We start from the raw sequence: 24,934 nt of genomic DNA, 5'->3' as shown, positions 1-24,934 counted from the left end.
CATGCAAGACCTGACCCTGATCCCCGCCGTCAAGGCCGATCTCTCTGCCCTGCCCTTCCAGGGCCGCCATCTGATCAATGGCGAATGGCGGGACAGTGCTGACCATTTCGAGCGCCATTCTCCCGCACATGGGCTGCTTGTCAGCCGCCACGCCAAAGCCGGCACCGCCGAGACCGAGGCGGCGATCCAGGCCGCCCGCACCGCCTTTGACGATGGCCGCTGGTCGCGGCTTTCCGGCAAAGAGCGCGCCGCCGTCCTGACCCGGGTGGCCGATCTGGTTGGAACCCGGGTCGAGGAAATGACGCTGCTGGAATGCCTGGAAACCGGTAAGCCCATCGCCCAGGCGCGGGGTGAAATCGCCGGCGCCGCTGATCTGTGGCGCTACGCGGCGGCGCTGGCACGCACGCTGCATGGCGACAGCCATAACAGCCTTGGCCCCGATATGCTGGCCATGGTGCTGAAAGAGCCGATCGGTGTGGTTTCGATCATCACGCCGTGGAATTTCCCCTTCTGGATCCTTGGACAAAAGCTGCCATTTGCTCTGGCCGCTGGCTGTACCTGCGTGGTCAAACCGTCCGAGATCACCCCTTCGACCACGGTGATCCTTGGCGAGATCCTGGTGGAGGCCGGGCTGCCGCCGGGAGTGGTCAATATCGTGCTGGGCCATGGTCAGCCGGTCGGCAGCCTGATGGCCTCGCATCCGGAGGTGAACATGGTCAGCTTCACCGGCTCGACCCTTGTGGGGCGGTCGATCCAGGCCGCAGCCTCGGCCACGCTGAAAAAGGTGGCGCTGGAGCTGGGCGGCAAGAACCCGCAGGTGATCTTTCCCGATGCCGATCTCGACCAGGCCGCCGATGCGGTGACCTTTGGCGTTTATTTCAACGCCGGTGAATGCTGCAATTCCGGCAGCCGCATCATCGTGCATGAGGACATCGCCGAAGCCTTCACCGCCAAAGTCACCGCACTCTCGCGCCGCGTCGCCTTTGGCGACCCGCTGGATGAGGCAACCCAGGTCGGCGCCATCGTCTCGCCCGCCCATCTGGGCAGGATCGACGGCTTTGTGAAAGACGCCGTCAAAGCCGGCGCGCAGATTGCCCTGGGGGGCGAAGCCATCTCTATCCCCGGCCTTTCAGGGGATTTCTACGGCCCCACCATCGTCACCGGCGTCACCCCCGACATGGCAATTGCCCGCGAAGAGGTGTTCGGCCCGGTGCTCTCGGTCCTGACCTTCCGCACGCTGGACGAGGCCATCGCTCTGGCCAATGACGGCAGCTACGGCCTTTCCGCCGGGGTCTGGAGCGAGAATGTCCATACCTGTCTCGCATTCGCCCGCCGCGTCGAGGCCGGCACGATCTGGACCAATACCTGGATGGATGGCTTTCCCGAAGTCACCTTTGGCGGCATGAAACAATCGGGTCTCGGGCGCGAAAACGGTCGCTACGGGCTGGAGGAATATCTGGAGCCGAAATCCGTCGTGATGCGCATCGGCCGCAGCCGGAGCAACTGGGTGCGCTGATGGCGTCAGAACTCGACCAGCGGCTGGTGCAGGACCTGAAGGCGCGAGGCATCCTCGCCCTCCATGGCGCGAAGGAGCATCTCGCCCATCGTGCGGCCCGCAAGGCGCAGGTCTTCGACCATGGTGTCGATCCGGGGCCGCATCAGATCGAAGATCGCCGAGGCGCGTTTGGCCACCACGTCGATCTCACGCCCCGGGGTCAGGCCCGAATCGCTGATCGCGGCCAGAGCGGCCATGGCAGAAACCTCCCCCACGCCGATAATACCGTCGGGGCGATCGGGTTGCGACAGCCGCTGTCGCAGCCAGGCCATGGTCTCGGCCTCGGAACTGTCGAGATTGATCGCATCCGGGATCTCGCAAGTGACGCCCGCAGCCTTTGCCGCCGCCACCGCACCCCAGCGAAGATGCTGCGCGAAAGAGAAATTCGCGGGCGGCAGCACGATCAGCAGGCGTTTGCGGCCCTTTGCGATCAGCCGCTCGACCGCGATACGGGCAAAGGCCTCATTGTCGTAATCGACCGAAGGGTGCGGGGTGGAAAACTCGGTGCGGCCATGGCTGACAAAGGGGAATTCCTGTTCCAGCAGATAGCGCACGCGCGGATCAAAGGGCTCGGTACGGTTGAAGATGACGCCATCCCCCAGCCGCGCCTCGACAATGCGCCGCACCGAGGACAGCCGGTCAGAGCCCAGAATATCGGGGAAAATCGTCACCGAATAGCCGGTGCCGGTCAGCGCCTCGGTCAGCCCGCCGATCAGCTCATGGGTGAAGCCGAGGAATTCATGGTCAAGGTTCAGCACCAGTTGCACGACACGGGTACGCCCGGTCCTGAGCCTTTGCGCCGCGCGGTCGGGCACATAGCCCAGCCGGTCGGCGGCGGCGCGGACCAGCGCGCGCGTCGAGGCCTTGATCTGTGGATCCAGCGCCAGCGCCCTGGACACGGTCGTCACCGCCAGCCCGGTCTCGGCCGCGATGGTGCGCAGCGTCGGGCGGGACTTCGCCCTGCCCCCCGCGCGGCGCGGCAGCTGATCGGCAGAGGTGGAAAGTCGGTCGGTCAGGGTCTTCACTCCGGCTTGGGCCTGATCGGCGGTCTTGCTGGGACGTGGCTCCGGAGTATGACAAAAAAATGCAACGATACAACCAGAGAACTGCTGCGGGGAAAGAGCGGGATTTTTCCGCAGTATAGCGACAATTATCCTGTTTTTCTGCAATGCAGCAGGAACAGGGTGGATGAAAGAATCGGGTTGACGGAAGGCCATATTGTAACGTTTCAATAATTCGTTCCCGCACGGGACATAACATCTGGGAGGATGAGATGAGGAAGATGACAAAGGGAATGGTCTCGGCGCTGGCGCTGACCTTCGGCCTGGCATCGGTGGCGGCGGCCGAAGATGTCGAGGTGCTGCACTGGTGGACTGCGGGCGGTGAGGCTGCGGCGCTGAACGTGCTGAAAGAGGATCTGGCGAAGCAAGGCATCGGCTGGGTCGATATGCCGGTGGCCGGTGGCGGCGGTGAGGCCGCGATGACCGCGCTTTCCGCCCGCGTGACCGCAGGCGACCCGCCGACCGCTGTGCAGATGCTGGGCTTTGACATCACCGACTGGGCCGAACAGGGCGTGCTCGGCAATCTCGACGCAGTGGCTGGCCCCGAGGGCTGGGACAATGTGATCCCTGCAGCGCTGCAGGCATTTTCCAAATATGACGGCCACTGGATCGCGGCCCCGGTCAATGTCCATTCGACCAACTGGGTCTGGATCTCGAAAGCCGCGCTGGACAAGACCGGTCTGGCCGCACCGACCACCTGGGACGAGCTGATCGCCGTTCTCGACAAGATGAAGGAAAACGGCATCACGCCTCTGGCCCATGGCGGCCAGCCCTGGCAGGATGCGACCGTGTTTGACAGCCTCGTGCTGGCGCAGGGCACCGATTTCTACAAGGCGGCCTTTATCGACCTCGACCCCGAGGCACTGGGCGGCGAGAAGATGGCGGCGGCCTTTGACCAGCTGCTGAAGCTGCGCAGCTATGTCGATGACAATTTCTCGGGCCGCGACTGGAACCTGGCCTCGGCCATGGTGATCAATGGCGAGGCGGGCATGCAGGTCATGGGCGACTGGGCCAAGGGTGAATTCCTGAAGGCCGGGCAGAAGCCTGGCGAAGGCTTCATCTGCATCCGCTTCCCCGGCACGCAAGGGGCCGTGACCTTCAACGCCGACCAGTTCGCGATGTTCAATGTGAAGGGCGAGGAGAAGGTAAAGGCGCAGCTCGCGATGGCTTCGGCGATCGAGAGCCCCTCGTTCCAGTCTGCCTTCAATGTGGTCAAGGGCTCGGTCCCGGCCCGCACCGATGTGCCGGATACCGATTTCGACGATTGCGGCAAGAAGGGCATCAAGGACCTGGCCGAGGCCAACACCAATGGCACGCTTTTCGGCTCGATGGCCCATGGTTACGGCGCCCCGGCTGCGGTGAAAAACGCCACCTATGACGTGATCACCGCCGCTTTCAACGGCGAATATACCGACGGCGCCTCGGCAGCGGCAGCGCTGAAAGACGCTGTGGCGGCAGCGCAATAAACAGACCCGGCGCGGGCGGCTGACGCCCGCGCCACAAATTCCTTCAAAGGAATTTTCCTAAAATTTTCAAAAATTTTAGTCGCGCCCTGGCGCGACCGCCCCGCAAAGGGGAAAGGGAGGGGAAATGGCATCTGCATCCGAGGCCGATTTCCGCACAAGGCTACAGGACTGGCTGCCGAAACTGGTGCTGGCCCCGTCTGTCGCGGTTACGTTGTTCTTCGTCTATGGCTTCATCCTCTTCACGGTGGTGTTGTCCTTTACCAGTTCCAAAATGCTGCCAAGCTGGGACTTCATCGGCTTTTCGAATTATGTCCGGCTGTTCTCGCTGCCGCACTGGCATGTCGCGCTGAAAAACATCGCGATCTTTGCCACGCTTTACATCGTGATCTGCACCGCAATCGGCCTCATGCTGGCGATCTTTCTCGACCAGAAGATCCGCGGCGAAGGTGTGCTTCGTCCGATCTACCTTTACCCGATGGCGCTTTCCTTCATCGTCACCGGCACCGCCTGGAAATGGTTCCTCGACCCCGGCATCGGGCTGGAAAACGTCATGCAGCAATGGGGGTGGGAGAGCTTTTCCTTCACCTGGATCAAGTCGAACACCATGGCGATCTACACAATCGTGATCGCTGCTGTCTGGCAGAGCTCGGGCTTCGTGATGGCGATGTTCCTTGCGGGGCTGCGTGGCATCGACAATGAGATCCTGAAAGCCGCGCAGATCGACGGCGCCTCCAACTGGCAGCTCTACCGCCGCATCGTGATCCCGCTTTTGCGCCCGGCGTTTCTGTCGGCCTTCGTCATCCTCGCCCATCTGGCGATCAAGTCTTACGACCTCGTCATCGCACTGACCGGCGGCGGCCCCGGCCGCGCCACCGAGATGCCTGCGACCTTCATGTATTCCTATACCTTCACCCGCAAAGAGATGGGCGTCGGCGCGTCCTCTGCCGTGATCATGCTGATGACCATCGCCGCGATTATGATCCCCTACCTTTACTCCGAACTGAAGGAGAAGAAGGAATGAGCGTCGCAAGCCAGGATACCGCCGTCTCGACCGGCCGCATCACCCGCATGCTGATCTATCTGATCCTGCTGCTTTTTGCGCTGTTCTACCTGCTGCCGCTCTATGTGATGGGGGTGAATTCGGTCAAACCGCTGTCAGAGATCACCGGCGGCAATATGATGGCACTGCCCCAGGAATGGACTCTGGATCCCTGGCGCTCGGCCTGGTCCACCGCGCAGATCGGCGTTCAGGCCACGGGGCTGAAGCCTTACTTCCTGACCTCGATCCTGATGGTGGTGCCGGCAGTCGTGATCTCGACCATGATTGGCGCGATCAACGGCTATATCCTGACCAAATGGCGCTTCAAAGGCGATACGATCATCTTCGGGCTTATGCTGTTTTCCTGCTTCATCCCGTTCCAGATCGTGCTGATCCCGATGGCGCGGGTGCTCGGCATCCTCGGTCTTGCCGGCTCGGTTCCGGGGCTGATCCTCGTGCATGTGGTCTACGGTCTCGGTTTCTCGACGCTCTATTTCCGCAACTATTACGCCGCCTTCCCGACCGAGCTGGTGCGGGCGGCCCAGATCGACGGCGCCGGCTTTTTCCGCATCTTCTGGCGCATCATGCTGCCGGTTTCCGGCCCGATCACGGTGGTCTGCGTGATCTGGCAATTCACCAATATCTGGAATGACTTCCTGTTCGGAGCCTCATTCGGCGGCACCACCCAGCCGATGACCGTCGCGCTGAACAACCTTGTGCAAAGCTCGACCGGGGTTAAGGAATACAACGTCCATTTCGCCGCCGCGATCCTTGCCGCCATCCCCACCCTGATCGTCTATATCGTCGCCGGCCGCTATTTCGTGCGCGGTCTGATGGCGGGGAGCGTGAAAGGATGAGCGCCACATCCGCCGCCTCGCGACAAATTCCTTCAAAGGAATTTGTCCGGACTTTTCAAAAAGTCCGGTGCGGAGTTTTGCAAAACTCCGCGACCCGGTCCACCACAGTTACAGGAGGCTGATATGGGTTTTCTCGACATCCGAAATGTCACCAAATCCTATGGCGCCGTCGAGGTGCTGCACCGCGTCGATATCGCGGTCGATGAGGGCGAATTCCTGGTGCTTGTCGGCCCTTCGGGTTGCGGCAAATCCACGCTCCTGAACATGATCGCCGGCCTGGAAAGTATCTCGGGCGGAGAAATCGCAATCAAAGACCGGGTCGTCAACGGCGTTCATCCGTCAAAGCGCAATATCGCCATGGTTTTCCAGAGCTATGCGCTTTACCCCAATATGACGGTCGGCCAGAACATCACCTTCGGGCTGGAGATGCACGGCACGCCCAGGCCCGAGCGTGACCGGGCTCTGGCCGAGGTGGCAAAGCTCCTCCAGATCGACCATCTCCTGGACCGCAAGCCCGGTCAGCTTTCCGGCGGCCAGCGGCAGCGTGTTGCCATGGGGCGTGCTCTGGTCCGTGACCCGGATGTCTTCCTGTTTGACGAGCCGCTCTCGAATCTCGATGCGAAACTGCGCGTCGATATGCGGACCGAGATCAAAAAGCTGCATCACAAGCTGAAACGCACCATCGTCTATGTCACCCATGACCAGATCGAGGCCATGACGCTGTCGACCAGGATCGCGGTGATGAACAAGGGCTATGTGCAGCAGCTTGGCACGCCGAAAGAGATCTATGACAGCCCCGCGAACCTGTTTGTTGCGACCTTCATGGGCAGCCCGGCGATGAACATCATCCCTGCGAAGCTGGTCGTCGAGAATGGCCGCGCGCTGGCCGAGATCACCGATGCCGGCGGCAAACCGCTGCGGCTTGGCTTTGGCGCCGGGAATTACTCTGCCTGGGAGGGGCGCGAGATTCTGCTCGGCATCCGTCCCGAGGCGATCACCGATCCCGAAGGCGCCGACCGCAATTCGCATAACGTTCAGCCGTTGCACAATATGGTCACCGTCACCGAGCCGGCGGGAGCCGATACATTCGTTACCATGGTGCTTTCCGGCAAGGATGTCATCGCGCGGATGCGGGCAGACGCGGCGGTGCATCCGCATCAGCCTTTTGATTTCGCGGTGAATATGGAGAAGGCCGTCGCCTTTGACCCCAAAACGGGCGACCGGATTCAGGCATGACGCCCGATATCATCATCATCGGTGCGGGGATCGGGGGGGCTACTCTTGCCGCTGCCCTGGCGCCTTCGGGGCGGCAGGTGCTGATCCTTGAACGCGGCGAACCGCTGCGGGACAGCCCTGCGGCGCGCGACCCCGAAGCGATCTTTCGCCGCGGGCATTACCGCCCCGATGAGATGTGGGTCGATGCCGCCGGAGGCACGTTCAATCCGGGCAATTACTATCACCCGGGCGGCAATTCTAAATTCTACGGCGCGGTGCTGATGCGCTATCGCGAGGCGGATTTCACGCCTCTCCGGCACTCGGAGGGGGTCACCCCTGGCTGGCCTTTTTTCTATACGGATTTGGAACGTTACTATTCCCTGGCCGAAGCGCTTTACCAGGTGCGGGGCGATGCTTCGCAGGACCCGACCGAGCCTCCGCGCAGCGCCCGTCTCCCCTTCCCGCCAGTGCCCGATGAACCGACCATCGCGGCCCTGCGTCAGGCGTTTCACGCCCAGGGGCTGCACCCCGCAGCCCTGCCTCTGGGCGTCGATATCGAGACCTGGCTCAAGGGCGGCGCCACCACCTGGGATGCCTTTCCCAATACGCGTGGCGGCAAGATGGATGCCGAGACCTGCGCACTGGCTGCGGCGCTGAAACACTCCAATGTCACGCTGCTGACCGGCGCCAGGGTCACGCGGCTGCTGGCCGGGGGGGGCCGGATCACCGGGGTCGAACTCAGCCATCAGGGGCGGAACCAGACCCTCTCCGCGCCGCTGATCTGCCTTTGCGCCGGAGCGGTGGTTACGGCAGCGCTGTTGCTGGCCTCGGCGGACAGCGCCCATCCGACCGGCCTCGCCAACAGCTCGGACCAGGTCGGGCGCAATTTTATGAACCACAACCTCTCGGCGGTGATCGGCTTCAACCCTTTGCGCCGCAATACAACGGTCTATGAAAAAACCATCCAGCTGAATGACTGGTATCTGACCGGCGGCCCGGGGGGCGAGCCCTTGGGGAATATCCAGATGCTTGGCCGGGTCACCGGCCCGATCCTGGCGGCGGAAAGCGGGCTGCCGCGCCCTGTCGCCCGATTCATCGCGGATCACTCGGTGCATATGATGACCATGTCGGAGGACCTGCCGAAACCGGAGTCGCGGGTGATGTGGCGGGAGGGACGCATTGTGCTGCAATGGGAGCGCTCGAATATGGCGGCGCATCATCTGCTGAACAAACGGCTGAAAACCGCGCTGAAACGGGCGGGCTGGCCGCTGGTTTTCATCAAAGGCTTCGAGAAACGCACGCCGAGCCATCAATGTGGCACCTGCCGGATGGGGGCTGATCACGGCAGTTCGGTGGTCGATCCCGATCTGAAAGCGCATGATTTCGACAATCTCTATATCTCTGACGCCTCGGTGCTGCCGACCTCTGCAGCGGTGAACCCGTCACTGACCATCGCCGCGCTCGCCCTTCGGCTGGGCGCACATCTGACCGAAAGGCAGGGGGCATGAGCTATCACGCGCTGATCACCGGCGGGCAGCAGGGCATCGGGCTTGGCATCGCTGCCGCGCTTGGCGCGGCCGGGTTCCGCCTGACGCTGGCCGCCGAGGCCCCGCCGCAAAGCACCGCTGTGCAGGAGGCGCTGGCGGGCCTCCCCCCGGGCACCCGCTATCTGCGACACGACCTGCGCGACATTGCCAGCATCCCGGCGCTGATGGGTCAGGTCGAGGCGGAGGCGCCGCTGACCACCTTTGTCTCGAATGCCGGCGTGCCGGCGATGACGCGCGGCGACCTGCTGGAGATGCGGCCCGAAAGCTTTGACCGCTGCCATGAGGTCAATCTGCGCGGCGCCTTCTTCCTTGCCCAGGAGGTGGCGCGGCGAATGCTGAAACGGCGCACCAGGACCTGGCGCTGTCTGTGTTTCATCACCTCGGTCTCGGCGGAAATGGCCAGCCCGGAGCGCGCGGAATATTGTATCTCGAAGGCCGGCGCCTCGATGATGGCACGGAACTTTGCGCTGCGCCTCGCCCCTGAAGACATCGGCGTCTATGAGCTGCGCCCCGGCATCATCGCCACGCCGATGACCGAGGGCGTGCGCGACAAATACTCCGCCCGCATCAGCGCAGGCCTCGTCCCCGCCGCCCGCTGGGGCGAGCCCGCGGACATTGGCGCCACCCTGGTGCCCCTTGCCACCGGCCAGCTGCGCTTTGCCACCGGATCGGTGATCCCGGTCGATGGCGGCCTGTCCCTGCCCCGCCTGTAAGCTGCCCGTCCACAGAGGTCTGATATGGCTGAAGAATTCGATTTCATCATTATTGGCGGCGGCTCTGCCGGCGCGGTGCTGGCGGCGCGGCTTTCCGAGGATCCGGCGGCGCGGGTGCTGTTGCTGGAGGCCGGGCCGCGCGACCGGCATCCCTTCTATCACCTGCCGGCGGGCTTTGCGAAGATGACCAAAGGTATCGGGTCATGGGGCTGGCAGACCGTACCGCAGCGCCACATGAATGATATGCAGATCCGGTTTACCCAGGCGCGGGTGCTGGGGGGCGGATCATCCATCAACGCCCAGATCTACACGCGCGGCAATGCGCTGGATTATGACGAATGGCGGCAACTGGGCTGTGAGGGCTGGTCCTATGAGGATGTGCTGCCCTATTTCCGTCGTACCGAGGACAACGACACATACGACAATCGCTGGCATGGCAAAGGCGGCCCGCTGGGCGTGTCGAAACCGGCAGCTCCCTTGCCGATCTGCGAGGCCTGGTTCCGTGCCTGCGGCGAGATGGGCATCCCCTTCAACCCTGATATGACCGGCGAGACCCAGGACGGGGTTGGCTTTTACCAGCTGACGCAGCGCAATGTGCGCCGCTCCTCGACCTCGACCGCCTATCTGCGCCCGGCGCGGGGGCGGGGCAATCTGGAGGTCAGGACCGGGGTACAGGTGCTGCGCATCCTGGTGGACCGGGGGCGCGCGGTGGGTGTCGGGACGGACACTGGCCCGATCCGGGCCGGGACCGAGGTGATCCTGTCTTCGGGCGCCATCGGCTCGCCCCGGCTGTTGCAGCTTTCGGGGATCGGGCCGGCGGATCATCTGCAGGCGCTTGGCATTCCGGTGGTGTTGGACCAGCCCGGGGTGGGTTCGGATCTGCAGGACCATCTCGATCTTTTCGTGATCGCCGAATGCACCGGCCCCCATACCTATGACCGCTACGCCAAGCCGCTCTGGTCGGCTTTGGCCGGGCTGCAATACCTCCTGACGAAAAGCGGGCCGGTGGCCTCTTCGCTGTTTGAGACCGGCGGCTTCTGGTATGCCGATCCGGCGGCGCGTTCGCCCGATATCCAGTTCCATCTGGGGCTGGGATCGGGGATCGAGGCCGGCGTTGCTGCCATGCCCCAGGGCGGCGTGACACTGAATTCGGCCTTCCTGCGCCCGCGCTCGCGCGGGACGGTGCGGCTGGCCTCGGCCGATCCGCTGGCCGCGCCGCTGATCGACCCGAATTACTGGGCCGACCCCTATGACCGCCAGATGTCGATCGAGGGGCTGAAACTTGCCCGCGAGATGATGTCCCAGGCCGCGCTGAAACCCTTTATCCTGGCCGAGCGCCTGCCTGGCCCGGGCGTGGTCTCCGATCAGGATTATGTCGATTATGCCTGTCGCAACGCCAAAACCGATCACCATCCCGCCGGCACCTGCCGGATGGGGTCGGATCCTGGCGCCGTGACCGATCCGCAACTGCGGCTGAACGGGATCGAGGCGCTCAGGGTGGTCGATGCCTCGATCATGCCGCGCGTTGTGTCGTCGAACACCAATGCCGCCACCATTATGATCGCCGAGAAAGCCGCCGATATGATCCGAAGCGCCCATGGGCTGAAAGGAGCCACCGCATGATCCGCCATATCGTATTGATCCGTTTCCGCGAGGATGTGTCCGAGCCCGCCATCGCCGCGCTTTTCGCCGGTCTGCACCCGATCCGCGACCAGGTCGCCGGTATCGGCGCCATCCATGCCGGCCGCTCGGAAAGCCCCGAGCAGATCGAGCGTGGCTATATGCATGGCTTCACCGTCGATTTCACCGGCTGGGAGGCACTTGCCGCCTATCAGAGCCATCCCGACCACCAGGCTCTCGGCGCCCGCCTGGTCGCGGCGGCTCAGGGCGGGCTGGATGGGATCCTCGTCTTCGATCTCGATTGTGGAGAGCCGGCATGATCACGCTACCGACCCAATCCGGCCAGCTGGAGCGCTACCGCCTCACCGGCACGCCGCTGCTGCCCCGCGCGCCACGCGGGCCGCTGGCCCGCACCGCTTTTGCCGCCGCGCATGTCGTCACCGACACCATCGCCGAACGCGATCCCTGGCAGGGAAGCCCGGCGGTCGACTGGGACAGCACGCTGAAATTCCGCCATTTCCTCTGGGATCAGGGGCTTGGCCTTGCCGAGGCGATGGATACCGCGCAGCGCGGTATGGGCGTGGACTGGCTGACCGCGAAAGAGCTGATCACCCGCACCATGCGCGAGGCGAAAGCCCATCCGATGCACCCGCGTGTGGCCTCGGGCGCCGGCACCGATCACAAGGCGCCGGATCAGCTGACCAGCGAAGCCGCGATCCTTGCCGCCTATTGCGATCAGTTTGAGGCGCTGGAGGCGGCGGGCTCTCAGGCGATCCTGATGGCGACAAGGGCGCTGCCCGCTTTGGGTGCAAGACCCGAGATCTATCACCGCATTTACCGCCGGCTGATCGACCAGGCGGCAGAGCCGGTGATCCTGCACTGGCTGGGCGAGATGTTCGATCCCGCGCTTGCCGGTTACTGGGGCTGTGCCAGCGTGGCGGAGGCCTCGGATTTCGTGATCAGCCTGATCGCCGAGAATCCCGGCAAGGTTGATGGGATCAAGATTTCCCTGCTGGATCAGGCCCATGAAGAGGCGTTCCGCGCCCGTCTTCCGGCGGGGGTGCGCCTCTATACCGGCGATGATTTCAACTATGCCCGCCTGATCGAGGGCGACGGCACCCACCATTCCCACGCGCTTTTGGGGATCTTCGCCGCCATCGCCCCCGCCGCCGCCCAGGGGCTGGAGGCGCTGGCCGGGGGCGACCGTGCGGGATTTCACCGCCTGCTCGCCCCGACCGAACCGCTTTCCCGCGAGATTTTCCGCGCGCCGACCCGCTTCTACAAGGCCGGTATCGCGTTTCTGGCATGGCTGAACGGCCATCAGCCGGCTTTTGTCATGCCCGCCGGCTTCCAGTCCTCGCGCAGCATCAGCCATTACGCCCAGGTCTTCCGGCTTGCGGACCAGGCCGGTCTTCTGGCAGAGCCGGATCTGGCGGCGGAGCGGATGGCGCTTTTGTGCCGCATGCACGGGATTGAACAGGGCTGAGCGATGGAGAAGAGGCCGACGATCATTGATGTCGCGCGCGAGGCCCGCGTGTCGAAATCGACCGTCAGCCTTGTGTTGCAAAACAGCCCGCTGGTGCGCGACCAGACCCGCGAAGAGGTCCGCCGCGCCATGGCCGATCTGGGTTACGTCTATAACCGCTCGGCCGCGATGCTGCGCCAGGCCAATGCCGGGCTGGTGGGCCTCGTGATCAATGATCTGAGGAACCCGTTCTTCACCGAATTCGCCACCTCGGCGCAGATGGCGCTTTCGGCCCGGGGCTATGCGACGGTGCTCGCGAATACCGATGAAGACCCCGGCCTTCAGGCCCAGGTGGTGGCGGCCATGCTGGAACACGGTGTCTCGGCCCTGATCATCTCGCCGGCTTACGGGCAGGAAGAGGCGACATTCGGCGCCATTGCCCGCGCGGGGATCCCGGCCTTGCAGGTGCTGCGCAAGGCGCATCCCGATACCGCGACCTTCCCCTTTGCCGCACCGGATTACGAGCGCGGCAGCCGGCTCGCGACCGAACATCTGCTGGCAGCGGGCGCGCGGCGCATCGCTTTCGCCGGCGGGATCGAGGGGCGGCAGGTGACGCATGAGCGGATGTCGGGCTATCTGCGGGTGATGGAAGAGGCGGGGATCCCTCCGCTGATCCTGCCCGGCCGCCCGTCACGCGCACAAGGCCGCGAGCTGGCGCTGCGCCTGCATCAGACCGGCGGCGTCGATGCGGCCTTGTGTTTCAACGACCTGGTGGCGCTTGGGCTGATGAGCGGCATGGCGGCGCTCGGACGCCGCGTCGGGCCGGGATTCCGCCTGGTGGGATTTGACGATATCGAGGAATGCCGCGACGCCTTTCCGCCGCTCAGTTCGGTGCGCTGCGATATTGCGGGCTTTGGCCGACGGATGGCGGCGGAGCTGATTGCCTGGCTTGAGGATAAATCCGCGCCGCCGCCCGAGACCCTCTCGCCGGTCGAGCTGGTGATCCGCACCTCCAGCGAGGCCTGAACCGCCCCTGTCGGCCTCCGCAAGTTCGCCCCCCGCAAGTTCGCCCCCCTTGCCCCTGCCCGGCCCGCATGCTGCTATCGCTCTCCCGAGACCCGCCCCTGAGATCCACCCCCCAGGACCCGAGAGCCAGCAGGACCAGTGCCATGACCCAGCCCCTTCCGCCCCTGACCGGAGATATCTCCGCCTTTGCCGCCCTGATCGGGCTGACGGTGATCTCAGCCACCACCACAAGGGTCGAGGCGGAGCTGGCGGTGCGCCCGGACCTCCTGAACCGCAACGGCGTGCTGCATGGCGGCGCCATCATGGCGCTGGCCGATATCCTGGGCGGCCTTGGCACCTTTACCGCGATCCGCCCCGATCAGGTCACCACCACGGTCGAGAGCAAGACGAATTTCTTCCGCCCGCTGCTGCTGGGAGAACGCGTCCGCGCCATATCCGAGCCGCTGCATCAGGGTCGCAAAACCCAGGTCTGGCAAACCTCGGTATTGCGCGAAGATGGCAAACTGGCGGCCCAGGTCACCCAGACCCAGATGGTGCTGGAGCGCTGAACGCAAAACACCCGGGCCTTGCGGCGCCGGGTGTGTGTCTGCGGGGACCGCCGCAACAGATCACTTCACTTCGATATTCACATTCATGGTGCGCTTCGCGCCAGCCGGTGGCGGCGGAAACGGCGCCGCGCGGCGGACGTGATCCACTGCAATCGCATCAAGCTCGGCCGAGCCAGAGCTTCTGGCGATGCTCGCTCCGGCAAGCCCGCCACTATCCGTAACCGTCAGGGTCACAACGGCCTTACCTCTCTGCCCTCTCGGCGGAGATTTTTTCTTGGTGCGCTGAATCTTCTTCATCACCGAGGCGCCGTAATTCTTGGCGGAAGCACTGCCCGACCCGGCAGAGCTTCCGCCGCTTGCTTTCTGTTTCGAAGCCTTCGCCTCGGCCTGCGACTCGGACGCCTTTTTCTTCGGCTTTTCCTCGGCCTTCTCGACCGGCTCCTTCGGCTTCTCGACCTTCTTTACCTCTTTCGGCTTTTCTTTCTTCCTGGGTTTTTCCTGCTTTTTCTTCACCTCGACCACCGGCTTCGGCGGCGGCGCCTGATCGGGTTCGGGCAGGATATCCTCGACGATTTCCTCGACCTCGGGCGCCTCATCGGGCGTATCGGGGGCCTCGGTCAGTTCGGGCGTGTCGGGCGTATCCTCGACATCGGGGGATTTCATCTCTTCCGCAGCGACCTGGTCCATCACATCCGGGGTCGGCTCGGTGATCGCCTCGATCGCCTCTGACGGCGGCAGCATGACCAGAACCGCCTGCTCTTCCGCCCCCATCGACATGCCCGCGCTTTCCCAGGTCATCGCCCAGGCACCAAGCGCCGAAACCAGCAGCGCGGTGATCGAGGTCGAGGCCAGCCAGCCCAAAGTCCGGCTTTTCCCTGCACCGACATGCGAGGGCAAAACGGGGCAGCGGGCACGGCTGAAAGAGGGCAATTCCCGGGTCATGGCTGTGATCCTTCTGCAGGAGCGGCACCGGCAGCGGGCGCACCTTCCAGCCCCACCAGCGCGACTTTCAGGTAACCGGCATTCCGGAGTTCATCCAGAATTTCCATGGTCGCGCCATAAGGCAGATCCTTATCGGCACGGAAAAAGATCGTGGTTTCACGATTGCCGCCCGTTGCGGCATCCAGTGCCGCCCGCAGACCGCCGCCCGGCACCGGATCATTGCCCAAAGACAGCACCCGGTCCAGCCCCAGCGACAGCCAGAGCGGCTCGTCCGGGCGTTCAGCCGGGGTCGAGGTGCTGCCCGGCAGGTTGATCGGCACATCGACGGTCGACAGGGGCGCCGCCACCATGAAGACGATCAGCAGAACCAGCATGACGTCGATAAAAGGCGTGACGTTGATTTCCGAAACTTCGGTATCTTCGTCTTCCGATCCGCCACCAACTGAGGCTCCCATGGCTCAGACCCTCGCCGCGAGGCGGTCGAGCGACCGGCTTTGCAGGCGGGCCGCAGCCGCCGCCACATCATTCAGTTGCAACCGGTATTTCGCGAGCTTTCTGGACAGGACGTTATAGATCAGAACCGCCGGGATAGCCGCCGCCAGGCCGATGGCCGTCGCCAGCAGCGCCTCGGCGATACCCGGGGCCACGACCGCGAGGTTCGTCGTGTTCGACTGCGCGATGGCGAGGAAGCTGTTCATAATACCGAACACGGTGCCGAACAGGCCGACAAAAGGCGAGAGCGAGCCGATAGAGGCAAGGATCCCGGTCCCCGAACGCAGTCGGGCGGCGGCGCCGGCCTCGATCCGGGCCATGGCGGTATCGGTGCGGTCACGGGTGCCGGGGATCAGCTCGGGCTCGGCCTCGGCAAGGCGCAGCTCCTCATCGGCGGCACGGATCATATCAACCGAGGGGCCTTTGCGGCCGGCCACCGCTTCGGCGACCGAGTGCAGGTTCGAGGCGCTGGCCAGCAGGCGCGCGGTCTTGCGCATCGAGGCAAAGGCAAAGCCGAATTCGAACAGTTTGTGGATCAGGATCACCAGCGCCACGAAAGCCGCAATCGCAAGACCAACCATCACCGCCTGCACGATGATATGCGCATCCCAGAACAGCGATTCGAGTTCGACCGTATGCACCGGCAGCGGCGCAGCGGCGGGTTCTGCGGCGGGGGTGGCAGTGGCGGCGGCCTCTGCGGTGGCGGTTCCACCGGTCTCGCCCGTCGCGGCATCGGCTGCGGCGCCGGGCGCCGCATCAGCGGGCGCATCGGTGGCAGGCGCATCGGTGGCAGCAGCACCCGTCGCGGGAATATCGGCAGCCGGAACATCGGCAGTGGCTGCGGGCGCGTTGATCGCGCCGGTCTCTTCGACCGCCGGGGCGGCGGGGCTTTCGGGGGTGGCAGCCGGCACGACCGGCGGTGCCCCGGCGCCCTCGGTAGCGGGTGCTGCGGATTGCTCCGGCGCGGCATCGGGCACCACCGGAGGCGTATTGTCCTGCGCTGCGGCCATACCGCCCGCAAGGATCAGAAGGGAAAGAATTGCCGCGCGCATCGGTTCAACCACTTGAAGTCTCATTTCGTGCAAAGGGGGACGGGTGAAGACAGCCGCACCGGCACCGGTTCGGCGCGCAGACCGCCCCGAAACTCCCGCGCCACAACTGCCCTGGCCGTGGAAATCAGAACCCGGTCAATCTGGTTTCGCCCTGGGAAGATCATCCGAGAAATCCGTTCCACAATCGCCCTGACGGGCCCATGCCGTGCAAGTCCCGCAACCGCAGACCCGTGCCCCAAAGGGAAACCCGAACCATCCGGTTGCCTTGCCCCACCCGGGCCGCCACCTGAATTCCACCTGTTCAGCCCGCTACCGATTGGCTGGCGCTCCGAGACGGGGGGCACTTGCGAGGCAGCAGATTCCGACCTGATCGGTCAGGAATGGCTTTAGGAATACCAGGTGGAATTGTCAAGTATAACCGCCCCCAGGCCGCTGCTGTGCAGCACGGGGGCTTCACAGCCCGAAATCTCAGGCAAATCAGCCGATTGTAACCATGTGATTATCCCAGGAAATGGCGCTGTGGCGCAGCGGACGGGCGGGCTCTTCCGCACCGGCAAGCGTCCAGAGACCGCCGCCGCCATCCGAGGCGACGAATCCCTTTTCCAGCGGGGCCAGGCCACAGATATCGGCGCGGTAATGGGTGGCAAGCGGGGTGCCATCCTCGCCAAATACCATCACGGCGCCGCCCCGGGGCGAGGAAATCGCGATCATCCCCTGATTGGCCGCGATCGAGCCGGCATAGCCTTTCATGGTGAAGATCTCTTCCGGCGCGGCCTCGAACAGTCTGATTGCGCGGCCAGGCTCCCAGCGGGCCAGCAGCGGCACCGGCTCGGCCGGGTCGCCCTGCCATTGCAGCGCGACGCCGACCCCCTCGCCCACCAGCGCCAGATGCCGCATCGAGTTCTGATGCAGCTCCGGCTCCAGTTCCGCGATTTCAAGGATCTCACCCTCGGGCGACAGCAGCGCGAGGTTCGAACGCATCGTGTCGAGGTTCAGCGTGGTGCGGTCGGTCGGATCGGTCTGTATGCCGCCATTGGCGACGATCAGCCGCCCATCGGCGAGGCGCTTCATATCATGCGGGCCGATGCCGCCGGTCTCCCATTCCCCAATCCGGCGGTAGCCCCCGGTCTCCCACAATCCGATCCGTCCTTCCGACCCTTCCGCCACCACTTCCGAGGTCATCAAAAGCGCCCCATCGGCGGAAAAGGCGCCATGTCCGTTGAACTGGCGGCCCTCGGGCGGGGTCAGGCGGTGGCGCACCGCGCCGGTGAAACAGTCAAGCACGATGGCAAAGACGCCGGGGCGGCGGGCGAAAGCCACCGCTTCGGGGCGCAAAGGATGCGCCGCCGCCGCATGGCCGCGCGCCGGCAGGGCGATGGAGAACAGGCTCTCGCCATCCTCACGCAGCCCGTGCAGCACATACTCCTCGCCCATCTTGCCGGCGGCAAGCCAGGCGGGGCTGCCGACATCGGCCCAGCCGGGAACCGGCAGAGAAAGCGAGGCCAGCCCCGCCAGGAAACCGCGTCGCGTCGCCATATCGTCAATCCCCGTCCTGCGAGTTGAACCCCAGCCCGACCCCCAGCACCGGCGCCATCTCGGCCAGCGCCGTGGCGCGCGCGGCCCGCACATAGCGTTGCAGCAGCAGGATCTTTTCGCGCTGCACCGGGTCTGACACGCCGGCCATCTCCGGCTGGTCCAGCTTGCCGGCCTCGGCAATGGCGCGGTCCAGCGCGGCGAGTGTGCCCGCCGCATCCGGCTCCAGCGCGGCGGTCAGCCGGCGGATCGCCTGCAATTCCAGCAGGATATTGCGGGTGGCGCGGCCCGAAGCCCGCGCCTCGGCGCGTTCGGGGCGCGGCTTGCCCTCTTCGCCAAGCGGACGGCCAAGCCGCTGATCGGCAATGAATTCCAGCCCGCCCATCAGCTGGGTAAAGACCGATTGCAGCGCCTCGGTACGGCTCAGATAGCGTGGATTGCCGTCTTTGCCGGCGGTCAGCAGCGTCCGGGCAAAGCCCTGATCGCCCGTCCAGCCCCCCTCCATCTCAAGCGCCAGCCGCGCCAGATCCTTCACCGTGGCACGCAAGAGCGGGCAGGGATCGGCCTCGGGGGGATCGGCCGGGTATAACAGCCTCTCCAACCCGCTCAGACCGCGCGCGGCAACCGATTGTCTGGCGAACAGCTCCGGCTCCAGACTGGCCTTGTCCCCCAGCAAGAGGCCGCGCTGCGCTTTGGCGCCCAGCCCTTTCGGGTCGGGCCAGAAGCGGATCGCCAGCGTCCTGCCCTCCTCCTCGGAGGGGCCGAAACGCAGCCAGGACACCGCCATCCAGGCATCGAAGGTCTTGTTGAAACCGGGGCGCAAAGCGGTCGGGTCACATTTGCCGCCGGTCTCCCGGAAATGGCTCTCGGCCTCGGCCTCGAACGCGGCAGCGCTTTCGGCGAAATGCGCAAAGCCGGGCAGCATCACGGTATCGACCGCCTGTTTCAGATCGGCAAAGGCGGGGCCGGCGGCGCAGATCAGGGCCAAGGCCATATGGACGGGGCGGAAACGCGGCATCACAGGCTCTCCAGGAAAGCGATCAGGGCTTCACGGTCTTTGGTGGGCAGGGCAATCACGGCATCGCGGCTCGCCCCGGCCTCACCGCCATGCCAGAGCACGGCCTCCAGCAGCGAGCGCGCGCGGCCATCATGCAGGAAATAGGTGTGGCCGGAAACCTGTTCGGTCAACCCGATCCCCCAAAGCGGCGCGGTGCGCCATTCGCGGCCCGTCGCACGGCCTTCGGGGCGGTTGTCGGCCAGCCCCTCGCCCATGTCATGCAGCAAAAGGTCGGTATAGGGCCAGATCAGCTGAAAGCTCTGCTCGGGCTGATCCTTCAGCCGGTTGGTAACGAATTTCGGGTTGTGGCAACCGGTGCAGTTCAGGGTGTAGAACACTTCTTTGCCGCGCAAGACCTGGGGATCGTCGATATTGCGCCGTTCAGGCACGGCAAGATTGCGCGAGTAAAACGCCACAAGATCAAGACTTTGCGCATCAACCTCCAGCCCGTCGCGCACACCTTTTTCCTGGCCATGCTCCGCCTCGCGGCAGGCGGTTTGCGCCTCGGTGCATTCGCCCCAGGGGTCGGGCAGCACCGGCGTCGAAAGGCCCATATCGCCGGAAAACGCATCGGCGGATTGCTGGCGCACGGTCGGGGTTCCGGCCTTGAGGCCAAAGCGCCCCAGCATCGGCACCCCGAATTCCTGCGAGGGAACGATCGAGATCCGCCCCGAAATCCCGTCGCCATCGGCATCATCGGGGTCGGCCAGGGCAATGATATCGGCGGCCGGAATCGCCTCCAGCAGCCCCAGTCCGATCATCTGCGGCGCGACGCGGGGCGAGATCAGCAACCCTTCGTCAAAGGGGCCGAAACCCGGGTTGGAAATCGTGTAATCGGGCTTGCGCAGCGAGACCACCGTGCCATCGGCCAGGGTCACCGGCACTTCGGTCCAGGCGATATCCATCCGCCCCTCGGCCGGCAGGCCCGGCACCGCGAAATCCTGCAACTGGCCGCCATAGACCGGATCGGGGATGGTCGCGATCCAGTCTTCGATCCCCATCGGCACCTCGCCCCCCGGAACCGAAAGCCTGAGAAACATCGAGACCCGTGCCTCGTCGGATGTCTCGGGCGGATGGCCGCGCCCGTCCTTCAGATGGCAATTCTGACAGCCCCGCGCATTGTAAAGCGGCCCCAGGCCGTCGGAGGCTTTGGTCGAGGAAGGCGCCGCCACCCAGGTCTTGCGGAAAAGCGCATTGCCGAGCTTGAAATCCATCTCGCGGTCAAAGGGCATATTGCCGGAGAGGATCGAGAAGGCATCGGCATTGGGCCGGACCCGCACGGTGGCGCCACCGCCCTGCATCAGCTCAAAAGGCTCGGATTTGCTGAAATCGGTGACCGGGGTGAGGACGCGGCTGATCCGCCCGATCTCGGGCTTGGTGCGCGCGATCACCGCGAGATGGCGGTCGTCCAGAGGGGGGGCAGGCGGCAGCGGGTCGGTTGCTGTCCGGGCGGGCTGCTCCTGCGCGGCGGCAGTAAGAGCGGCGAGCGACAGGAGGAGCGCAAGGGCAGAGGCGGACCGGAGACGAAACATGACGACCTTCCTTAGGCCCCCTCTGACTGATCCTTTTCTCCGAGTCTTTCAATCGGAAAACGTGGGGCAGGCTGGCGGCGCGACCGCCTGTCGCGCCCTCGCCGACGCTCAGCCGCCGGCCTCTTCTGCGAGGGACAGCGCCTCCTGCCACAGCGCGGCGGGAACCGGAACCGCATCGGCCAGCCCCCAGGTCGCGCCGGGCAGCCGGACCCCGGCCCCGGCAAGCGCCTCGGCAAGGTCTTCAATCCGGGCAGCGTGATCAGGCGAGAAGCGGGCCGGATCCAGCGCCAGCAGGAATTGCCCGACGCGCGGTGGTCCGCCCTGGGGCGCGTCCAGCGGCGTCTGGCCGATGCTGAGAGCGCCGCCCGACAGCGCTGCGGAAAGAATCTCGATCAGCAGCGCGATATTGGCCCCCCTCTGCCCGCCCGCCGGCAGGATCGCGCCGGCCAGCGCCGCCTGCGCATCGAGCGTCGGCTGCCCCGCCCGGTCCTGCGCCCAGCCCGGCTCCAGCGCGCGCCCCGCCGCCGCGCGGCGCAGCACTTCGGTCCGGGTCACCGCGCTCATGCTCTGATCCGCAACGATCGGGGTCTGCCCGGCACGCGGCACCGCCCAGGCCAGCGGATTGGTGCCGTAAAGCGGGCGCATTGCCCCCGGAGGCGCCACAGTGGCGGGCGAGTTCGAGACCGCGATACCGATCAGCCCCTGCCCGGCCAGCGCCCGCACATAGTGGCCGATTGCCAGCGAGTTATAGGAATTGGCGATGCTCATGGCGCCGAGACCCGTCGCTGCCACCGCCGCCAGCAGCGCCGGCAGCCCCGCCGCAAAGGCCGGATGCACGAAACCGTAAGCCGCATCGACCCGCACCACCGCCCCGTCACGCGACACCTGCGGCACCGCCTGGCCGTCCAGCTTGCCGCTTTGCAGATGGGCGCAGAAATGCGGCAGGTAGAAGAGGCCGCAAATGCTGTTCCCCTCGGCCTCGGCCTGCGCCAGGGCGGCGGCGGTCGGGCCGGCCTGGTCCGGTGAGGCGCCATGGCGGGCCAGCGCCGCCTCGCAGACCTCCCGGATCCGGCTCACTGCAATCTGCCGGGTTTCCATTGCCCGATCCTCCCATATCCCAGGATGCCATAGTCTTTCGGGGAAGCGGGGGTCCGGCAAGCCCTGTCAGCCAAAACACCGGTGGCGCAGAGGGGCAAGGCGTGGCAGCCTGCCGGAAGGCGCAGGCACAGAGGCAGGACCATGACGACAGCCCGCGATCCCGACTGGATCAATGACCCGGTGGCAAAGCTGAGGGCCTGGCGCGATGCGCGACCAGAGGTGGTTGCGCCTGTTTTGCCGGAAGGGGTGAGCATGACGGCCCTGGCTCCGGATGGCGGTTGCCCCGGCGGGCTGGTCTTTGCGCCTCCGGCCGCCGGCGACGCCTCCGGCGGGAGTATTTCTGTCAGGGGAAATGCGAAAGCGGACAGGCTGCCGGTGGTCTATTTCCATGGCGGCGGTTTTATCGTCGGCTCCCCCTGGACCCATCGCATCGTTACCGCCTGGATTGCCGGGGAGACCGGAGCGAAGGTTATCTCTGCTGCCTATAGCCTTGCACCCGAACAGCCTTTCCCGGCCCCTGCCCGGGATGCGGTGGCGGCGGTGCGCAGGCAACTGGCCGGGGCCGACCGGCTGAGGCTGATGGGGGACAGCGCGGGCGGGCTGGTCGCGCTCTGGGCCTTTGCCGGGCTGAGCCCGGAGGAACGGGCCCGGATCGACAGCGTCACGCTTTTCTATCCCGGCGCCGGGCCCGGCATGGCGCCCGCGCCCGGGAACCCGGGACATGAGGCCGATGGGCTGGGGCCGAAATCGCTGGCGGCCTATCACCGCCAACTCGATCCTCACGGGCTGATTGCCGGAGATCCGCGCTTTGACCCGCTGACGGCGGGCTTTCCGCTCCCACCCCGGCTGGTCATTCTCGGTGCCGGTGCCGACCCGATGCTGCGCGATAGCGAGGCCCTGGCGCATAGGCTGCAGGGCAGGCTGATCCTCGCGCCCGGGCAGGAGCATGGCTTCCTTGGTGCATTGCCGGCCGGGCCAGCGCTCGGGCTGCTGCGCGCGGCGCTTGGCCTTTGCTGAAGGCCGGCAGCTGCCCCCGTCAGTCTTCGGCGCCGTCGTCCAGCCGCGCCATCTCATCGGCGGCGGTTTCACGCAGGGCACGCAGATCCGCGATGGTGCGGTCCAGCTCGTCGCGCTGCCGGCCCAGCTCTACCAGCTGGCGATCCGCCATGCCGAGCCAGGTCTCAAGCTGCGGCCGCTCGCCCTTTTTGCCATAGATCAGCAGCCATTGCCGGATCTCCTCCAGCGAGAAACCGAACCGCCGCCCGCGCAGGATCAGCTTCATCCGCGCCACCTCGCGCGAGCCGTAATAGCGCGCGCGCCCCTCGCGTTCCGGGGCCAGCAATTCGATATATTCGTAATACCGGAGCGTGCGCGGCGTGACCTCGAATTTCGCGCACATCTCTTTGAAGCTGATCCGAAGCTGATCCGTCATAACACCCTCCGCCGGGGTGATGGTAGGGCGAGGCGGGCCGGAATGGCAAGCGCCCTGGCGGCCCTGACACAACGGCCTGACACAACGGCACCACGAAAGGCGCTGACCCTGCGTCACCGCAGGGCTGTGCTGTGGCGCCGCCCCTTGCAACCGCACGGCCCAGGCGGTTTGATGCCGCCCATGCAGGATAGCGGCCCACAGACTCAACCGCCCGATACGCTGACCATCGCCCGCGCCTTTATCGCGGCGCTGCCCCATGCGCGGGCGCTGCGCCTGTATATGGAGGAGATCGGGCCTGGGCTGGCGGTGATTTCCATGCCCTGGGATGCGCGGCTGATCGGCGACCCGGCAACCGGCGTGATCCATGGCGGCGCGGTTTCCGCGCTGATGGACACGGCCTCGGGTGCGGCGGTGATGGCGCATCCGATGGGGGCGGTCTCGACCGCAACACTGGATCTCCGGATCGACTATATGCGCCCGGCCAGCCCCGGCCAGACCATCCGCGCCCGCGCCGAATGCCATCACGTCACCCGCTCGGTCGCCTTCGTGCGCGTGACCGCGACCGATGACGACACCGCCCGCCCGGTCGCCATGGCCAGCGGAGCTTTTACCTTTGAACTGCCGGGCACCGCCGCCGCAGGAGACCCGCGATGACCCCCGGCTATGATGCTCTGCTGGAGGCGCTGGTGGCGCGCATCCCATATTTAGGCTTTCTCGGCATCCGCTTCGACACGGCCGGGGCCGAGCTGACCGCCGTTCTGCCCTACAGCGACGATCTGATCGGCAATCCGCTGATTCCTGCGCTGCATGGCGGGGTGACGGCGGCGTTTCTGGAGGTGACCGCGATCACCGGCCTTGTCTGGACCGGGCTGCATCAGGGGCGCATCCCGCCCTCGGCGCTCACGGTGGAAAACCTGCCCGCCTTGCCGAAAACCATCGACATAACCGTGGATTACCTGCGGCCCGGCCAGGCCGAAGACGCCTTTGCCCGCGCAAGGATCAACCGCTCGGGGCGGCGCTATGCCTCGGTTCATGTCGAGGCCTGGCAAGAGGATCCACAGCGGCTTTTCGCCCAGGGCACCGGCCACTTCCTGATGCGCGAAGGCTGATGCCGGACCGGCATTATCGGGGATTACCCGATAATCACGACAGAGACGCTTGCCATTTCCCCCGCCGCCGTTCCAGAATTGGCGCATTCAGGCAGGAGACTATCGGATGCGTAAATTCCTGGTTGTGCTGGATGACAGCCGCGAATGCCTCAATGCCATGCGCTATGCCGCGCTGCGCGCCGCCCATACCGGCGCCGGGGTGACGATCCTGTCGATCATCCCGCCCGAGGAATTCCAGCACTGGATGGGCGTGGCCGATCTGATGCGGGCCGAGGCACGCGAGCGGATCGAGGCCCATTTCGAGGTCTTTGCCAAATGGATGCGCGACAAGCAGGGCGTTAATCCGGAACTGGTGATCCGCGAAGGCGATGCGGTGACCGAGATCCTCGCCCAGATGCGCGAAGACCCGGAAACCGGTGTGCTGGTACTGGGCGCCGGCACCGACAAGGCCGGACCCGGCCCCCTGGTCACCGCGATGAGCCGCAATTCCGGCAGCCTGCCGACCCCCATCACCATCGTGCCGGGCGATATGTCGAAAGAAACGCTGGAAAAGATCACCTGAGCAAGGCGCCCCG

Annotated in this window: 25 protein-coding genes; 16 read left to right on the top strand and 9 right to left on the bottom strand. The window is 65.4% G+C overall.

Annotated elements, in window-relative coordinates; genetic code table 11:
• Position 1 precedes the first annotated feature (1 nt).
• The gene (locus DRF71_RS17390) at positions 2–1,516 is read left to right on the top strand and encodes an aldehyde dehydrogenase family protein (protein WP_112311801.1); all 1,515 of its coding nucleotides are present in this window, start codon (positions 2–4) and stop codon (positions 1,514–1,516) included.
• 5 nt (positions 1,517–1,521) lie between these two features.
• Here DRF71_RS17390 and DRF71_RS17385 read toward each other — a convergent pair whose 3' ends face one another.
• The gene (locus DRF71_RS17385; protein WP_232831562.1) at positions 1,522–2,580 is read right to left on the bottom strand and encodes a LacI family transcriptional regulator; all 1,059 of its coding nucleotides are present in this window, start codon (positions 2,578–2,580) and stop codon (positions 1,522–1,524) included.
• Positions 2,581–2,828: 248 nt separating this feature from the next.
• On the opposite strand from DRF71_RS17385, the gene DRF71_RS17380 reads away from it, so the two are divergent.
• The 11 genes from DRF71_RS17380 to DRF71_RS17330 all read left to right on the top strand — a co-directional run bounded on the left by DRF71_RS17380 (position 2,829) and on the right by DRF71_RS17330 (position 14,112).
• Entirely contained in the window at positions 2,829–4,082 is a 1,254-nt protein-coding gene (locus tag DRF71_RS17380; RefSeq protein ID WP_112311799.1) for an ABC transporter substrate-binding protein, read from the top strand.
• A 124-nt stretch (positions 4,083–4,206) separates the two neighbouring features.
• Positions 4,207–5,103, top strand: coding sequence for a carbohydrate ABC transporter permease (locus DRF71_RS17375; protein WP_112311798.1), 897 nt, complete (start codon positions 4,207–4,209; stop codon positions 5,101–5,103).
• Positions 5,100–5,978: a carbohydrate ABC transporter permease gene (locus DRF71_RS17370; RefSeq protein WP_112311797.1), complete on the top strand. Its 879-nt coding sequence runs from the start codon at positions 5,100–5,102 to the stop codon at positions 5,976–5,978. The genes DRF71_RS17375 and DRF71_RS17370 overlap by 4 nt, the downstream gene beginning before the upstream one ends.
• Before the next feature lie 123 nt (positions 5,979–6,101).
• Positions 6,102–7,214 (top strand): ABC transporter ATP-binding protein, encoded by a 1,113-nt coding sequence (locus tag DRF71_RS17365; RefSeq protein ID WP_112311796.1) that lies wholly within the window; start codon positions 6,102–6,104, stop codon positions 7,212–7,214.
• Entirely contained in the window at positions 7,211–8,701 is a 1,491-nt protein-coding gene (locus DRF71_RS17360) for an FAD-dependent oxidoreductase (RefSeq protein WP_112311795.1), read from the top strand. Before DRF71_RS17365 ends, DRF71_RS17360 begins: the two co-directional genes overlap by 4 nt.
• Entirely contained in the window at positions 8,698–9,453 is a 756-nt protein-coding gene (locus tag DRF71_RS17355; RefSeq protein ID WP_112311794.1) for a 3-ketoacyl-ACP reductase, read from the top strand. Before DRF71_RS17360 ends, DRF71_RS17355 begins: the two co-directional genes overlap by 4 nt.
• Before the next feature lie 24 nt (positions 9,454–9,477).
• Positions 9,478–11,076 carry a GMC family oxidoreductase gene (locus DRF71_RS17350; RefSeq protein ID WP_112311793.1) on the top strand — a complete coding sequence of 533 codons (1,599 nt, stop codon included), beginning with the start codon at positions 9,478–9,480 and terminating at the stop codon, positions 11,074–11,076.
• Positions 11,073–11,393: a Dabb family protein gene (locus DRF71_RS17345; RefSeq protein ID WP_112311792.1), complete on the top strand. Its 321-nt coding sequence runs from the start codon at positions 11,073–11,075 to the stop codon at positions 11,391–11,393. Before DRF71_RS17350 ends, DRF71_RS17345 begins: the two co-directional genes overlap by 4 nt.
• Complete coding sequence (locus tag DRF71_RS17340; protein ID WP_112311791.1) at positions 11,390–12,559, top strand: dihydrodipicolinate synthase family protein; 1,170 nt, start codon at positions 11,390–11,392, stop codon at positions 12,557–12,559. Before DRF71_RS17345 ends, DRF71_RS17340 begins: the two co-directional genes overlap by 4 nt.
• A gap of 3 nt (positions 12,560–12,562) precedes the next feature.
• A complete protein-coding gene (locus DRF71_RS17335) occupies positions 12,563–13,564 on the top strand; it encodes a LacI family DNA-binding transcriptional regulator (RefSeq protein WP_112311790.1) in 1,002 nt (333 codons plus the stop codon).
• Positions 13,565–13,707: 143 nt separating this feature from the next.
• A complete protein-coding gene (locus tag DRF71_RS17330) occupies positions 13,708–14,112 on the top strand; it encodes a PaaI family thioesterase (protein WP_112311789.1) in 405 nt (134 codons plus the stop codon).
• 60 nt (positions 14,113–14,172) lie between these two features.
• Here DRF71_RS17330 and DRF71_RS17325 read toward each other — a convergent pair whose 3' ends face one another.
• The 7 genes from DRF71_RS17325 to DRF71_RS17295 form a co-directional block, all read right to left on the bottom strand.
• Positions 14,173–15,054 (bottom strand): energy transducer TonB family protein, encoded by an 882-nt coding sequence (locus DRF71_RS17325; RefSeq protein ID WP_112311788.1) that lies wholly within the window; start codon positions 15,052–15,054, stop codon positions 14,173–14,175.
• Entirely contained in the window at positions 15,051–15,509 is a 459-nt protein-coding gene (exbD, locus tag DRF71_RS17320) for a TonB system transport protein ExbD (protein ID WP_112311787.1), read from the bottom strand. Before exbD ends, DRF71_RS17325 begins: the two co-directional genes overlap by 4 nt.
• Positions 15,510–15,512: 3 nt before the next feature.
• Positions 15,513–16,610, bottom strand: a complete 1,098-nt coding sequence (gene exbB / locus DRF71_RS17315) for a tonB-system energizer ExbB (protein ID WP_157971135.1) — start codon at positions 16,608–16,610, stop codon at positions 15,513–15,515.
• 465 nt (positions 16,611–17,075) lie between these two features.
• Entirely contained in the window at positions 17,076–18,134 is a 1,059-nt protein-coding gene (locus DRF71_RS17310; RefSeq protein WP_112311785.1) for a DUF1513 domain-containing protein, read from the bottom strand.
• Positions 18,135–18,138: 4 nt separating this feature from the next.
• Positions 18,139–19,149, bottom strand: a complete 1,011-nt coding sequence (locus DRF71_RS17305) for an imelysin family protein (protein ID WP_112311784.1) — start codon at positions 19,147–19,149, stop codon at positions 18,139–18,141.
• Positions 19,149–20,720, bottom strand: coding sequence for a di-heme oxidoreductase family protein (locus tag DRF71_RS17300; RefSeq protein ID WP_112311783.1), 1,572 nt, complete (start codon positions 20,718–20,720; stop codon positions 19,149–19,151). The genes DRF71_RS17305 and DRF71_RS17300 overlap by 1 nt, the downstream gene beginning before the upstream one ends.
• A gap of 108 nt (positions 20,721–20,828) precedes the next feature.
• The gene (locus tag DRF71_RS17295) at positions 20,829–21,818 is read right to left on the bottom strand and encodes an Ldh family oxidoreductase (protein ID WP_112311782.1); all 990 of its coding nucleotides are present in this window, start codon (positions 21,816–21,818) and stop codon (positions 20,829–20,831) included.
• 141 nt (positions 21,819–21,959) lie between these two features.
• On the opposite strand from DRF71_RS17295, the gene DRF71_RS17290 reads away from it, so the two are divergent.
• Entirely contained in the window at positions 21,960–22,835 is an 876-nt protein-coding gene (locus DRF71_RS17290) for an alpha/beta hydrolase fold domain-containing protein (protein ID WP_112311781.1), read from the top strand.
• Positions 22,836–22,854: 19 nt separating this feature from the next.
• On the opposite strand, the gene DRF71_RS17285 is transcribed toward DRF71_RS17290, so the two are convergent.
• Positions 22,855–23,250, bottom strand: a complete 396-nt coding sequence (locus DRF71_RS17285) for a MerR family transcriptional regulator (RefSeq protein ID WP_112311780.1) — start codon at positions 23,248–23,250, stop codon at positions 22,855–22,857.
• A gap of 180 nt (positions 23,251–23,430) precedes the next feature.
• Between DRF71_RS17285 and DRF71_RS17280 the strand changes: the two genes are divergently transcribed.
• From DRF71_RS17280 to DRF71_RS17270, 3 genes are all read left to right on the top strand, one after another.
• The gene (locus DRF71_RS17280; RefSeq protein ID WP_112311779.1) at positions 23,431–23,904 is read left to right on the top strand and encodes a PaaI family thioesterase; all 474 of its coding nucleotides are present in this window, start codon (positions 23,431–23,433) and stop codon (positions 23,902–23,904) included.
• Entirely contained in the window at positions 23,901–24,359 is a 459-nt protein-coding gene (locus DRF71_RS17275; protein ID WP_112311778.1) for a PaaI family thioesterase, read from the top strand. Before DRF71_RS17280 ends, DRF71_RS17275 begins: the two co-directional genes overlap by 4 nt.
• A 106-nt stretch (positions 24,360–24,465) precedes the next feature.
• On the top strand, positions 24,466–24,921 hold the full coding sequence (locus DRF71_RS17270) for a universal stress protein (RefSeq protein WP_112311777.1): 456 nt from the start codon (positions 24,466–24,468) through the stop codon (positions 24,919–24,921).
• The last annotated feature ends 13 nt before the right edge of the window (positions 24,922–24,934 follow it).

The organism is Pseudogemmobacter bohemicus (assembly GCF_003290025.1).
Classification (GTDB): domain Bacteria; phylum Pseudomonadota; class Alphaproteobacteria; order Rhodobacterales; family Rhodobacteraceae; genus Pseudogemmobacter; species Pseudogemmobacter bohemicus.
Note: the sequence above shows the minus strand (reverse complement) of the source record. Positions and strands in the feature narration are given on the sequence as shown.

What these genes read in the sequence shown, in the direction of transcription:
- DRF71_RS17390 (WP_112311801.1), top strand. Translation starts at nt 2, where the DNA reads ATGCAAGACCTGACCCTGATCCCCGCCGTCAAGGCCGATCTCTCTGCC.
- exbD (WP_112311787.1), bottom strand. Translation starts at nt 15,509, where the DNA reads ATGGGAGCCTCAGTTGGTGGCGGATCGGAAGACGAAGATACCGAAGTT.
- DRF71_RS17310 (WP_112311785.1), bottom strand. Translation starts at nt 18,134, where the DNA reads ATGGCGACGCGACGCGGTTTCCTGGCGGGGCTGGCCTCGCTTTCTCTG.
- DRF71_RS17300 (WP_112311783.1), bottom strand. Translation starts at nt 20,720, where the DNA reads ATGTTTCGTCTCCGGTCCGCCTCTGCCCTTGCGCTCCTCCTGTCGCTC.
- DRF71_RS17305 (WP_112311784.1), bottom strand. Translation starts at nt 19,149, where the DNA reads ATGCCGCGTTTCCGCCCCGTCCATATGGCCTTGGCCCTGATCTGCGCC.
- DRF71_RS17380 (WP_112311799.1), top strand. Translation starts at nt 2,829, where the DNA reads ATGAGGAAGATGACAAAGGGAATGGTCTCGGCGCTGGCGCTGACCTTC.
- DRF71_RS17270 (WP_112311777.1), top strand. Translation starts at nt 24,466, where the DNA reads ATGCGTAAATTCCTGGTTGTGCTGGATGACAGCCGCGAATGCCTCAAT.
- DRF71_RS17280 (WP_112311779.1), top strand. Translation starts at nt 23,431, where the DNA reads ATGCAGGATAGCGGCCCACAGACTCAACCGCCCGATACGCTGACCATC.
- DRF71_RS17365 (WP_112311796.1), top strand. Translation starts at nt 6,102, where the DNA reads ATGGGTTTTCTCGACATCCGAAATGTCACCAAATCCTATGGCGCCGTC.
- DRF71_RS17370 (WP_112311797.1), top strand. Translation starts at nt 5,100, where the DNA reads ATGAGCGTCGCAAGCCAGGATACCGCCGTCTCGACCGGCCGCATCACC.
- DRF71_RS17285 (WP_112311780.1), bottom strand. Translation starts at nt 23,250, where the DNA reads ATGACGGATCAGCTTCGGATCAGCTTCAAAGAGATGTGCGCGAAATTC.
- DRF71_RS17330 (WP_112311789.1), top strand. Translation starts at nt 13,708, where the DNA reads ATGACCCAGCCCCTTCCGCCCCTGACCGGAGATATCTCCGCCTTTGCC.
- DRF71_RS17325 (WP_112311788.1), bottom strand. Translation starts at nt 15,054, where the DNA reads ATGACCCGGGAATTGCCCTCTTTCAGCCGTGCCCGCTGCCCCGTTTTG.
- DRF71_RS17360 (WP_112311795.1), top strand. Translation starts at nt 7,211, where the DNA reads ATGACGCCCGATATCATCATCATCGGTGCGGGGATCGGGGGGGCTACT.
- DRF71_RS17295 (WP_112311782.1), bottom strand. Translation starts at nt 21,818, where the DNA reads ATGGAAACCCGGCAGATTGCAGTGAGCCGGATCCGGGAGGTCTGCGAG.
- DRF71_RS17275 (WP_112311778.1), top strand. Translation starts at nt 23,901, where the DNA reads ATGACCCCCGGCTATGATGCTCTGCTGGAGGCGCTGGTGGCGCGCATC.
- DRF71_RS17345 (WP_112311792.1), top strand. Translation starts at nt 11,073, where the DNA reads ATGATCCGCCATATCGTATTGATCCGTTTCCGCGAGGATGTGTCCGAG.
- DRF71_RS17350 (WP_112311793.1), top strand. Translation starts at nt 9,478, where the DNA reads ATGGCTGAAGAATTCGATTTCATCATTATTGGCGGCGGCTCTGCCGGC.
- DRF71_RS17335 (WP_112311790.1), top strand. Translation starts at nt 12,563, where the DNA reads ATGGAGAAGAGGCCGACGATCATTGATGTCGCGCGCGAGGCCCGCGTG.
- DRF71_RS17355 (WP_112311794.1), top strand. Translation starts at nt 8,698, where the DNA reads ATGAGCTATCACGCGCTGATCACCGGCGGGCAGCAGGGCATCGGGCTT.
- DRF71_RS17340 (WP_112311791.1), top strand. Translation starts at nt 11,390, where the DNA reads ATGATCACGCTACCGACCCAATCCGGCCAGCTGGAGCGCTACCGCCTC.
- DRF71_RS17375 (WP_112311798.1), top strand. Translation starts at nt 4,207, where the DNA reads ATGGCATCTGCATCCGAGGCCGATTTCCGCACAAGGCTACAGGACTGG.
- DRF71_RS17290 (WP_112311781.1), top strand. Translation starts at nt 21,960, where the DNA reads ATGACGACAGCCCGCGATCCCGACTGGATCAATGACCCGGTGGCAAAG.